Source organism: Streptomyces ossamyceticus, assembly GCF_001418475.1.
GTDB lineage: Bacteria > Actinomycetota > Actinomycetes > Streptomycetales > Streptomycetaceae > Streptomyces > Streptomyces ossamyceticus.
Window position 1 is genome coordinate 18,167 of the sequence record NZ_LIQX01000224.1, and the last position, 11,260, is coordinate 29,426.

The 11,260-nt window shown below is 68.5% G+C and carries 5 protein-coding genes; 2 read left to right on the forward strand and 3 right to left on the reverse strand.

Annotation, left to right across the window (positions count from 1 at the left end):
* Positions 1–82: 82 nt before the first annotated feature.
* Positions 83–1,552 carry an N-acetylglucosamine/diacetylchitobiose ABC transporter substrate-binding protein gene (gene ngcE, locus AOK15_RS17685; RefSeq protein WP_055517889.1) on the reverse strand — a complete coding sequence of 490 codons (1,470 nt, stop codon included), beginning with the start codon at positions 1,550–1,552 and terminating at the stop codon, positions 83–85.
* A 483-nt stretch (positions 1,553–2,035) separates the two neighbouring features.
* Here ngcE and AOK15_RS17690 point away from each other — a divergent pair, with 483 nt between their 5' ends.
* Both AOK15_RS17690 and AOK15_RS17695 read left to right on the forward strand, forming a co-directional pair.
* Positions 2,036–5,833: a GH92 family glycosyl hydrolase gene (locus tag AOK15_RS17690; RefSeq protein WP_055517892.1), complete on the forward strand. Its 3,798-nt coding sequence runs from the start codon at positions 2,036–2,038 to the stop codon at positions 5,831–5,833.
* Positions 5,834–5,942: 109 nt separating this feature from the next.
* Positions 5,943–6,647, forward strand: coding sequence for a TIR domain-containing protein (locus AOK15_RS17695; RefSeq protein WP_079058544.1), 705 nt, complete (start codon positions 5,943–5,945; stop codon positions 6,645–6,647).
* A gap of 207 nt (positions 6,648–6,854) precedes the next feature.
* Here AOK15_RS17695 and AOK15_RS17700 read toward each other — a convergent pair whose 3' ends face one another.
* Complete coding sequence (locus tag AOK15_RS17700) at positions 6,855–7,928, reverse strand: lytic polysaccharide monooxygenase auxiliary activity family 9 protein (RefSeq protein WP_205632157.1); 1,074 nt, start codon at positions 7,926–7,928, stop codon at positions 6,855–6,857.
* A gap of 374 nt (positions 7,929–8,302) precedes the next feature.
* Positions 8,303–11,020, reverse strand: a complete 2,718-nt coding sequence (acnA, locus tag AOK15_RS17705) for an aconitate hydratase AcnA (protein ID WP_055517899.1) — start codon at positions 11,018–11,020, stop codon at positions 8,303–8,305.
* Positions 11,021–11,260: the final 240 nt, after the last annotated feature.

Consider the following 11,260-nt stretch of genomic DNA (forward strand, 5'->3'; position numbering starts at 1 on the left):
GCGGGGGACTGCGCGAAAGCCATCCACGGTGGACCGGCTGCCCACCGCACCACTCAGTCCCCCACGACGCCCGAAGGCCCGCTCAGTCCCGGTGGTTCTTCTTGGAATCCGGGTCCTTCGCCTGCTTGTCCACGGCCGCCTGCGCCCGCTTCAGCCACTCGGCCGGCTGGATCCGCTTAGCCATCAGCTCGTTCGACGCGTTCTGGATCGCCGTGTCCATCTCGCTGTACCACTCGGTGTACAGGTAGCGGAAGGTGTTGTCACCGGCGGCCTTGGACGCCTCGACCGTGGACTGCGTGCCGGGCCGCAGCCGTACGCCGGGGTCGACGCCGTCCTTGAGGATGGTCAGGGAGTTCGCCTCCTTGGCGAACAGCGTCGACCATTCCTTCGACAGCATCATCCGCATGAACTCCTTGGCCGCCGGCAGGTTCTTCGCCTTGGAGGGGATGATGAACGGCTCGCCGGAGCCGGCCCTGATCGCCTCGAACGGCATCGCGCTGTCGGGCAGCAGCGGCATCGGCATGAACTTCATGTCGAAGTCGGCCGGGGTCTGCTTGAGCTGCTCGTTCTCCAGCCAGGAACCGGAGGTGATGAACACGGCCTTGTACTGGTTCCAGCGGGTCTGGGACTCGGTGTGGGTGAGGCCGTTGGTGCCGGGCATCAGATAGCCCTTCTCGACGACCTCGTAGATCGCCTCGACACCGGCCTTGGCCGCGTCGGAGCCGACGAACGCCTTCGGGTCGAGGTTGTCGATGGCCTTCATGGCCTCCAGGCCGCCGGTCTTGGCGATCAGGTCCATGATGGCCACGTTGATGTAGTACGGGTACTTGCCCTGGTGGGCGAGGCCGCCGATGCCCTTGGCCTTGGCCTCCTTGCAGATGGTCAGGAAGTCCGCCCAGGTCTTGGGCTCCTGCCAGCCGTTCTCCTTGAACAGCTTGCCGGAGTACCACAGGCCCCACACCGTGTAGATGTAGTTGAGCGCGACGACCTTGTCCTCCTGCATGCCCGCGTCGAGCGTGCCGGGGATCAGGGTGTCGCGGACCTTCTTGGCGGGGTCGTCGATCGAGGGGGCGTCCAGGACCGCGGCCAGGTCGAGGAGCTGACCGTTCTTGTAGAGGACGTCGATCGGGATCTGCTGGGCGCCGGAGTCGTCGACGATGTCCGGCGGGTTGCCCGCGTTGAACCGGGGCTGGAGCTTGCCGGTGATCTCCTGGGTGCCGGTGTGCGTGGAGGTGACGCCCCACTTCTCCTGGAAGGCGGCCTCCCACGCCTTGGCGTAGGCGTCGCCGTAGCCGCCCTTGAAGATGACGACGTCGAGCTTGCTGCCCTTCTTGACGCCGAAGGGGTTGGACTTGGACGTCTCGCCCTGGGCGTCCTCGGAGGAGTCGTCGTCCCCCCCGCCGCTCGCGCAGGCGGAGAGGAAGCTCATGGTGGGGACGGTGATCAGGCCCAGCGCTGCGGATCGCTTGATCAGATCGCGGCGGCCCACACCCTCCGCGGTGGTGGTGTCCGGGGCCTCGGGTTCGTTGTTCTCAGCGGTCGTGGATCCCATGCTCAAGTCCTCGCCTTCTCCAGGACTCAGGCGGTGAACCGGATCCTCCCGGCACCGCGATCGGTTCAAGCTGGGGTCGTGCGTGAGGATTCAACAGGGGCAAGACGGCGGTCGGCGCGCGGACACGTCCGCGCCCACCGGTAATTCCCCCCAGGTAGTGCCCGTCCACCGTCGTGCGACCACGATGCGGACGCCGACAGGTATAGTCCACTTCCCGCCAAGGGAGCAAGATCGAATGCAAGGTTGGCCGTCGGTCTTTTCCGAGTTGAGACCTCGCGGAAATACGAGCGTCCGTGCGCCGCTCGACCACAAATTCCCCGCCGTTCGACCCGGATGGCTCACTCAACACCCTTGACACCACTCATCACTTGAACCACTACTGGTCCCTGCGCAACACGGCAGACAACGTTGTCCACTTCGGGTCGTTCCTTGATCGTCCAGGCGGTCGAGCGAGCTGATCAGGCGCAGGAAGGATGCTCGCGCATGCGGCACGGATGGGGTTCCACGGTGGCGCTCGGCGCCGCCGCGTTCGCTCTGGTGGTGGCCTCACAAGGGGCCGCCGTCGCGTTACCGGCCCGACCGGCGGCGGCCGACCGGGAGTTCGTTTCCTCCTTCGAGTCGGGGGATCCGGCACCGGACTGGACCGACACCGTCGACACCGCGCCGGACGGCTCGCCCCGCGCCTCCGGTGTCGACGGCGGCTACGCCACGGGCATCCCCGGCAACATCACCGACCGGGTGACCGAGGTCCGGGCAAGCGGCGAGAACACCTCCGGCGGGGAGGTGAAGGAGAACCTGGTCGACGGCGAGCCGAGCACCAAGTGGCTCTCCTTCCAGCCCGCCGGCTGGGTGGAGTTCGACCTCGACCGACCCGCCAAGGTGGTGACGTACGCGCTGACCTCGGCGAACGACGTCGAGGGGCGCGACCCGAAGGACTGGACCCTGAAAGGGTCCGCCGACGGCAAGGAGTGGCGCACCCTCGACACCCGCACCGGCGAGTCCTTCCCCGAGCGGTATCTGACCAGGTCGTACGAGATCGCCGCCGACGCGGTCGCCGGGTACCGGCACTTCCGGCTGGACATCACCCGGAACAACGGGGCATCCACCATCACCCAGCTCGCCGACGTGCAGTTCTCCACCGGCGGCGGCCAGGCGCCCGCGCCGAAGGAGATGCGTACCCACACCGACCGGGGGCCGAGCGGCTCGGCGACCGCCAAGGCCGGGGTGGGCTTCACGGGCAAGCGGGCGCTGCGGTACGCGGGCCGGCACACGGCGGACGGCCCGGCCCACTCGTACAACAAGGTCTTCGACGTGGACGTGGCCGTCGGGCGGGACACCGAGCTGGCGTACCGGATCTTCCCGTCCATGGCGGACGGCGACCTGGACTACGACGCCACCCATGTCGCGGTCGACCTGGTCTTCACGGACGGCACCTCACTCAGTGAGCTGCGCGCCGTCGACCAGCACGGATTCCCCCTCACGCCGCGCGGACAGGGCGCGGCGAAGGTGCTGTACGTCAACCAGTGGAACGACGTCGTCTCCCGGATCGGGGCGGTCGCGGCCGGGAGGACGGTGGACCGGGTCCTGGTGGCCTACGACTCCCCGAAGGGGCCGGCGAGGTTCCGCGGCTGGCTCGACGACGTGACCCTGAGGGTGCGGGCGCCCGAGCGGCCGAAGGCACATCTGTCCGACTACGCCGTGACCACCAGGGGGACGAACTCCAGCGGCGGCTTCTCCCGCGGCAACAACTTTCCGGCGACGGCGGTCCCCCATGGCTTCAACTTCTGGACGCCGGTGACCAACGCGGGCTCGCTCAGCTGGCTCTACGACTACGCGCGGGCCAACAACGCGGACAACCTGCCGACGATCCAGGCGTTCAGCGCAAGTCATGAGCCGAGCCCCTGGATGGGTGACCGGCAGACCTTCCAGGTGATGCCCTCGGCCGCCGCCGGCACCCCCGACCCGGGCCGCACGGCACGGGCGCTGGCGTTCCGGCACGAGAACGAGACGGCCCGGCCGTACTACTACGGGGTCCGCTTCGAGAACGGCGTCAAGGCGGAGATGGCCCCGACGGATCATGCGGCGGTGCTCCGCTTCACCTATCCGGGGGACGACGCGAGCGTCCTCTTCGACAACGTCACGGACCAGGCGGGCCTGACCCTCGACAAGGAGTCCGGGGTCGTCACGGGATTCTCGGACGTGAAGTCCGGGCTGTCGACGGGCGCGACCCGCCTCTTCGTGTACGGCGTGTTCGACGCGCCGGTGACCGGAGGCGACTCCTCCGGGGTGAGGGGCCACCTCCGCTTCGACGCGGGCGCGGACCGGACGGTGAGCCTCCGCCTGGCCACCTCCCTCATCGGCCTCGACCAGGCGAAGGACAATCTGCGCCAGGAGATCCCGGAGGGCACCGCCTTCGAGAGGGTCCGGGACCGGGCGCGGGCGCAGTGGGACCGGCTCCTCGGCCGGGTGGAGGTCGAGGGCGCGACCCCCGACCAGCTGACCACGCTGTACTCCAACCTGTACCGGCTGTACCTGTACCCCAACTCGGGCTTCGAGAAGGTCGGTTCGACCCACCGGTACGCCTCGCCCTTCTCCCCCATGCCGGGCCCGGACACCCCGACCCACACCGGCGCCAAGATCGTCGAGGGCAAGGTGTACGTCAACAACGGCTTCTGGGACACGTACCGGACGACGTGGCCGGCGTACTCGCTGCTGACGCCGTCCCGCGCGGGCGAGCTGGTGGACGGTTTCGTGCAGCAGTACAAGGACGGCGGCTGGACCTCCCGCTGGTCCTCCCCCGGGTACGCGGACCTGATGACGGGAACCTCCTCGGACGTGGCGTTCGCGGACGCGTACGTCAAGGGCGTCGACTTCGACGCGAAGGCGGCGTACGAGGCGGCGGTCAAGAACGCCACGGTCGTCCCGCCGAACCCGGGCGTCGGCCGCAAGGGCATGGCCTCCTCCCCCTTCCTCGGCTACACCGGCACCGACACCCACGAGGGCCTGTCCTGGGCGCTGGAGGGCTACCTCAACGACTACGGCATCGCCCGGATGGGCCGGGCCCTGTACGAGCAGACGGGTGAGCAGCGGTACCGGGAGGAGTCGGCGTACTTCCTCGACCGGGCGCGGGACTACGTGCAGTTGTTCGACAAGGACGCCGGGTTCTTCCAGGGGCGGGACGGCACCGGGAAGTGGCGGCTGGACTCGTCGGCGTACGACCCGCGGGTCTGGGGCCACGACTACACGGAGACCAACGGCTGGGGCTACGCGTTCACCGCGCCTCAGGACAGCAAGGGCCTGGCGAACCTCTACGGCGGCCGGGCCGGGCTGGCGAAGAAGCTGGACACCTACTTCTCCACCCCGGAGACGGCCTCCCCCGACCTCACCGGCTCCTACGGCGGCGTCATCCACGAGATGACCGAGGCGCGGGACGTGCGGATGGGGATGTACGGCCACTCCAACCAGGTCGCCCATCACGCGATCTACATGTACGACGCGGCCGGGCAGCCGTGGAAGGCGCAGGAGAAGGTCCGCGAGGTGCTGTCCCGGCTGTACGTCGGCAGCGGCATCGGGCAGGGCTACCACGGCGACGAGGACAACGGCGAGCAGTCGGCCTGGTACCTCTTCTCGGCGCTCGGCTTCTATCCGCTGGTGATGGGCAGCGGCGAGTACGCCATCGGCTCGCCCCTGTTCACCAAGGCGACGGTGCATCTGGAGAGCGGCAGGGACCTGGTGGTCCGGGCCCCGAAGAACAGCCCGAGGAACGTCTACGTTCAGGGCTTGAAGGTCAACGGCAAGGCATGGCGGTCGACATCGCTGCCGCACGCGCTGCTCGCGAAGGGCGGGGTGCTGGAGTTCGACATGGGCCCGAGGCCGTCGCGGTGGGGCACGGGCGAGAGCGCCGCGCCGGTGTCGATCACCAAGGACGACAAGGCGCCGTCACCGCGCTCGGACGCCGTCGAGGGCGACGGGGAACTCTTCGACGACACGTCGTCGACGAAGGCCACGCTGACGACGGCGGACCTGCCAGTGCCGGCCCGCACCAGGGCCGTGCAGTACACCCTGACGTCCGCCGACCGCACCGAGGCCCCCACCGCCTGGACCCTCCAGGGCTCGGCCGACGGCACCACATGGAGGACCCTCGACAGGCGCTCCGGCGAATCCTTCACCTGGAACCGCCAGACGCGCGCGTTCTCCGTCCCAGCCCCGAGGCCCTACGGCCACTACCGCCTGGTCCTCGACACCCCGTCGACCCTCGCGGAGGTGGAACTGCTGTCGTGACACGGGCGGTGGGGCCCTTCGGCACGCACTGCCGCCCCATGGCCGGACAAGTCGACGCTCTGTAGCCTTACGGGGACTCTGTGGCGTCTCTCTGAGGGGGTAGAGGGAATTGGCACGGCCGTCACTGTTCGTGGGTTCGTCGTCCGAGGGGTTGCGCATCGCCCGGGCGGTCCAGGCTGAACTCGACGCGGACTGCGAGGTCAAACTCTGGACGCAGGGCACGTTCGGACTGGGGCAGGGTTCCTTGGAATCCCTGGTCCTGGCCCTGCCCGAGTACGACTTCGCCCTACTCGTGCTCACCGCCGACGACCTGACCACCTCGCGCGGCACCACGACTCCGTCGGCGCGGGACAACGTGCTGTTCGAACTCGGCCTGTTCACCGGGGCTTTGGGGCGCCAGCGCGTCTTCATGCTCTACAACGCCACGGCGCCCCCCTCGCTGCCGTCGGATCTGGCGGGCATCGCAGCGGCCACCTACCGGCCTCACGAAGACGGCAACCTCACCGCGGCACTCGGGGCTCCCTGCACGCAGATCCGCAACCTCGTGGAACGGCTGGGCCCCAGGCCGGAGCGAGAACTGCGAAAACTGGAAGCCGCGACGGCGACCGTCGAGGACGTGGGCGACCGGATGCAGCGCGTCGTCGACCGCCTGGGCGAGTCGCGCACCTTGGAGTTGGCCATCTTCACCCGGTACTTCCGGGCAGCTCTGATGAAGGAGGACGCCGAGGCGCTCGAACGGGACCTGGCCGAACTCCGGAAGGTGCTCGGCAAGGAGCAGGCGGCGGGGCCCGGCGGCTCGTCGGGCCCCAACTGATTTGACGGTGTGGGACGTTGACGGGATAGAGTCTTGTATAGACCACTCGACAACGTTGTCCGGCCATGTCGACGACGGTCGCCCGAGCCATTTCTCCCCCGAGCCGGTTTCCCCCGTACCGGCCCGGCTCACGGACCGGGTGGGCACACACCGCCCGCCCACCCGGTCCGCCCGAGCACCTCAGGGCCTTCGCGGAGCGCTCAGCTCCTAGCCCACCCGGCAGGGCAATGTCGTACTGGAATCACCTCCCGGCCCTTGCACCACGTACCCGAAGGTCGCCGTCGCGCCCGGGGCCAACGAGCCGTTGTAGTTGGCGTTGTGGACCATCACGTTCTGTCCGCTGTAGGTGGCACTGCCGCTCCAGAGGCTGTCGACCTTCTGGCCGCTCGGCAGGGTCCAGTCGACCATCCAGCCGAGCATCGGCACGTCACCGGTGTTCTTGACGACGACCTCGGACTGGTAGCCGCCGCTCCACGTGCCCGTCGTACGGCGGGTCGCGGAGCACTGGCCCGGCACCGGATCGGTCGGGTTGCCGGGCTCCTTGATGCCCGTCACCTCGCCGTTGCCGCCGTCGAAGACGACGTCGGAGCAGGAGTAGAAGGTCTCCTGACTGTCGGAGCGCTGCCAGACCATGTAGATGATGTGGCGGCCCGACTTGTTCGCGGGGAGCTGCCCCCGCCAGGAGTAGTTGGCCTCGACCGTGCCCGGGCTGCCGTTCAGCGGCGGGTGGTCGACGCTCAGGAACGGCCGGTCCTCGATGTCGTTCCAGGTGAGCGCCTTCGTCGGGTCGAAGCCGTCCTTGGTGATGTACACGTAGAACCAGCCCGGGTGCGCCGCCCACGCGTTGTACGAGAAGTCGACGTTCGCGCCGGCGGTGAGGTGGGTCAGCGGCCAGTCCCTGCTGGGCGTGTTGAACCCGGTGAAGTTGGTGTTGCCGCCGCTGCACAGCTGGCCGTCCGGGACGAAGCCCCGGGTGCGTCCGCCGCCGTCCGAGCGGAGCACCGAGAACCAGTTGTAGAACGGGGTCGTCCCGCTCGTCTGCTGTGCCGCCCGGCAGGCCGGGTTGACCGGTTTGATCTCACCGCTGTCGGTCAGCCCGTCCTGCCAGCACAGGAAGGTACGGCTGCCGGGCTTCATCGGCGTGCCGTGCGCCTCCGCCGTGCCGCTGCCGGCGGTGACGACCAGGCCGAGCGCCGGGATCGTCGTCACGAGGGCCAGCAGGACGAGCAGCAGCGCGCGGTGCCGTTTGGGCAGCCTTAATCGCCGTTTTGTCACATGCATGACAAACGCTCCTTGGGTGTACGGCCTTGAGGAACGTGCGTGTGCGCAGGTGCGTGCATATGTACGGATGCACGGATGTGCGGATGTGCGGATGTGCGGATGCTTGCCTGGCGGGAGTGCAGGTGCGTGCGTACACATGGGTGGTGCGGGGCGGGAGCGCGGCCCCCCGAGGGGCGGGTTCCGGTCCGCCGCTCGGGATGGGAGCGCTCCCACCCCCACCTGCTTCGGAAGCTAGCGCGAAGTGGTTCGCTTGTAAACCGTTGGCGCAAGGAGGGGAAGGTGGAAGCGGCGGAGAGCCCCTCGCCCCTGGCGCACGGCAGAGGGCCGCACCCCCGTCGCCGGGGATGCGGCCCTCAACTGCCCTACCGGATCGCTCAGTTGCGGATCAGGTTGCGCAGCACGTACTGCATGATGCCGCCGTTGCGGTAGTAGTCGGCCTCACCGGGGGTGTCGATGCGGACGACCGCGTCGAACTCGACGCCCGTGTCGGTGGTGACCTTGACCGTGCTCGGGGTGGTGCCCTCGTTCAGCTCGGTGACACCGGTGATGGTGAAGGTCTCCTCGCCGGTCAGACCGAGGGAGTCGGCCGACTGGCCGGCCGGGAACTGCAGCGGCAGGACGCCCATGCCGATGAGGTTCGAGCGGTGGATGCGCTCGTACGACTCGGTGATGACGGCCTTGACGCCGAGGAGCGCGGTGCCCTTGGCGGCCCAGTCGCGGGACGAGCCGGAGCCGTACTCCTTGCCGCCCAGGATGACCAGCGGGGTGCCGGCGGCCTGGTAGTTCTGCGACGCGTCGTAGATGAAGGAGACCGGGCCGCCCTCCTGCGTGAAGTCGCGGGTGTAGCCGCCCTCGGTGCCCGGCGCGATCTGGTTGCGCAGGCGGATGTTGGCGAAGGTGCCGCGGATCATGACCTCGTGGTTGCCTCGGCGGGAGCCGTAGGAGTTGAAGTCACGACGCTCCACACCGTGCTCGGTGAGGTACTTGCCGGCCGGGGTGTCGGCCTTGATGGCACCGGCCGGGGAGATGTGGTCGGTGGTGACCGAGTCGCCCAGCTTGGCCAGGACGCGGGCGCCGGCGATGTCGGTGACCGGGGTGGTCTCCATCGTCATGCCCTCGAAGTACGGGGGCTTGCGGACGTAGGTCGACTCCGGGTCCCACTCGAAGGTGTCGCCGGTCGGGATCGACAGGGCCTGCCACTGGGCGTCGCCCGCGAAGACGTCCTGGTAGGACTTGGAGAACATGTCCTCGCCGATGGCGTTGGCGACGACGTCGTTGACCTCGGCCTCGGTCGGCCAGATGTCCTGGAGGTAGACCGGCTTGCCGTCCTGGTCGGTGCCGAGGGCGTCCTTGGTGATGTCCACCTTCATGGAGCCCGCGAGGGCGTACGCGACGACCAGCGGCGGGGAGGCCAGGTAGTTCATCTTGACGTCGGGGTTGATCCGGCCCTCGAAGTTCCGGTTGCCGGAGAGGACCGAGGTGACCGCGAGGTCGTGGTCGTTGACCGCCTTGGAGACCTCCTCCGGCAGCGGGCCGGAGTTGCCGATGCAGGTGGTGCAGCCGTAGCCGACGAGGTTGAAGCCGACCTTGTCGAGGTACGGCGTCAGACCGGCCTTGTCGAAGTAGTCGGTGACGACCTTCGAGCCCGGGGCGAGGGTGGTCTTGACCCACGGCTTGCGGGTCAGGCCCTTCTCCACGGCCTTCTTCGCGACGAGCGCGGCGGCGACCATGACGTACGGGTTCGAGGTGTTGGTGCAGGACGTGATGGCCGCGACCGTCACCGCGCCGTGGTCGATCTCGTACGAGGAGCCGTCGGGGGCGGTCACGGTGACCGGGTTGGACGGGGCGCCGTTCGGGATCGTCGACGGGGCGTCGGAGCCGGGGAAGGACTCCTTGCTGGCCTCGTACTCGTCGTTGACGTAGTTGCGCACGTCCGTCTTGAACTGCTCGGCGGCGTTCGCGAGGACGATGCGGTCCTGCGGGCGCTTCGGGCCGGCGATGGAGGGGACGACCGTGGAGAGGTCGAGCTCCAGCTTCTCGGAGAAGTCGGGCTCGGCGGCCGGGTCCAGCCAGAGGCCCTGCTCCTTGGCGTACGCCTCGACGAGCGCGAGCTGCTGCTCGGAGCGGCCGGTGAGCTTCAGGTAGTTGATCGTCTCGGCGTCGATCGGGAAGATCGCGGCGGTGGAGCCGAACTCCGGCGACATGTTGCCGATGGTGGCGCGGTTGGCCAGGGAGGTGGCGGCGACACCCTCACCGTAGAACTCGACGAACTTGCCGACGACACCGTGCTTGCGCAGCATCTCGGTGATGGTGAGCACCAGGTCGGTGGCGGTGGTACCGGGGGTCAGCTCGCCGGTCAGCTTGAAGCCGACGACGCGCGGGATGAGCATCGACACCGGCTGACCGAGCATCGCGGCCTCGGCCTCGATGCCGCCGACGCCCCAGCCGAGCACACCGAGGCCGTTGACCATGGTGGTGTGGGAGTCGGTGCCGACGAGGGTGTCGGGGTACGCCTGGCCGTTACGGACCATGACCGTGCGCGCCAGGTGCTCGATGTTCACCTGGTGGACGATGCCGGTGCCCGGGGGGACGACCTTGAAGTCGTCGAACGCGGTCTGGCCCCAGCGCAGGAACTGGTAGCGCTCCTTGTTGCGGCCGTACTCCAGGTCGACGTTCTGCTTGAAGGCGTCGTGCGTGCCGAACTTGTCGGCGATGACGGAGTGGTCGATGACCATCTCGGCCGGGGAGAGCGGGTTGACCTTCGCCGGGTCGCCGCCGAGGGCCTTGACGGCCTCACGCATGGTGGCGAGGTCCACCACACAGGGAACGCCGGTGAAGTCCTGCATGATCACGCGGGCCGGCGTGAACTGGATCTCCTGGCTGGGCTGAGCCTGGGAGTCCCAGTTGCCGAGGGCACGGATGTGGTCGGCGGTGATGTTCGCGCCGTCCTCCGTGCGGAGCAGGTTCTCCAGCAGGACCTTGAGGCTGTAGGGCAGGCGAGCCGAGCCCTCCACCTTGTCCAGCCGGAAGATCTCGTACGACTCGTCGCCCACCTGCAGCGTGCTGCGGGCGTCGAAGCTGTTCGCCGACACGACAGTCTCCTTCATTCCATGTGCGCGTTCCACCGCATCCTGCCGCCACGTCCTCTTGGCCGATCCGCTAAGGTAAGGCTAAGTTAGGTACCCCTTACCGGGGTGGCGGCCGCAGTGCGCCTCGGCAGATATCTCGATGTCGAGATAACTCTAGTACATGGGCGCGGACAGGTCATGTCCGGGCGGATGTGGCGTGCGCCAATGTCTGCGGACGGAGAGGGGCGGGCCGGGGCGGGCCGG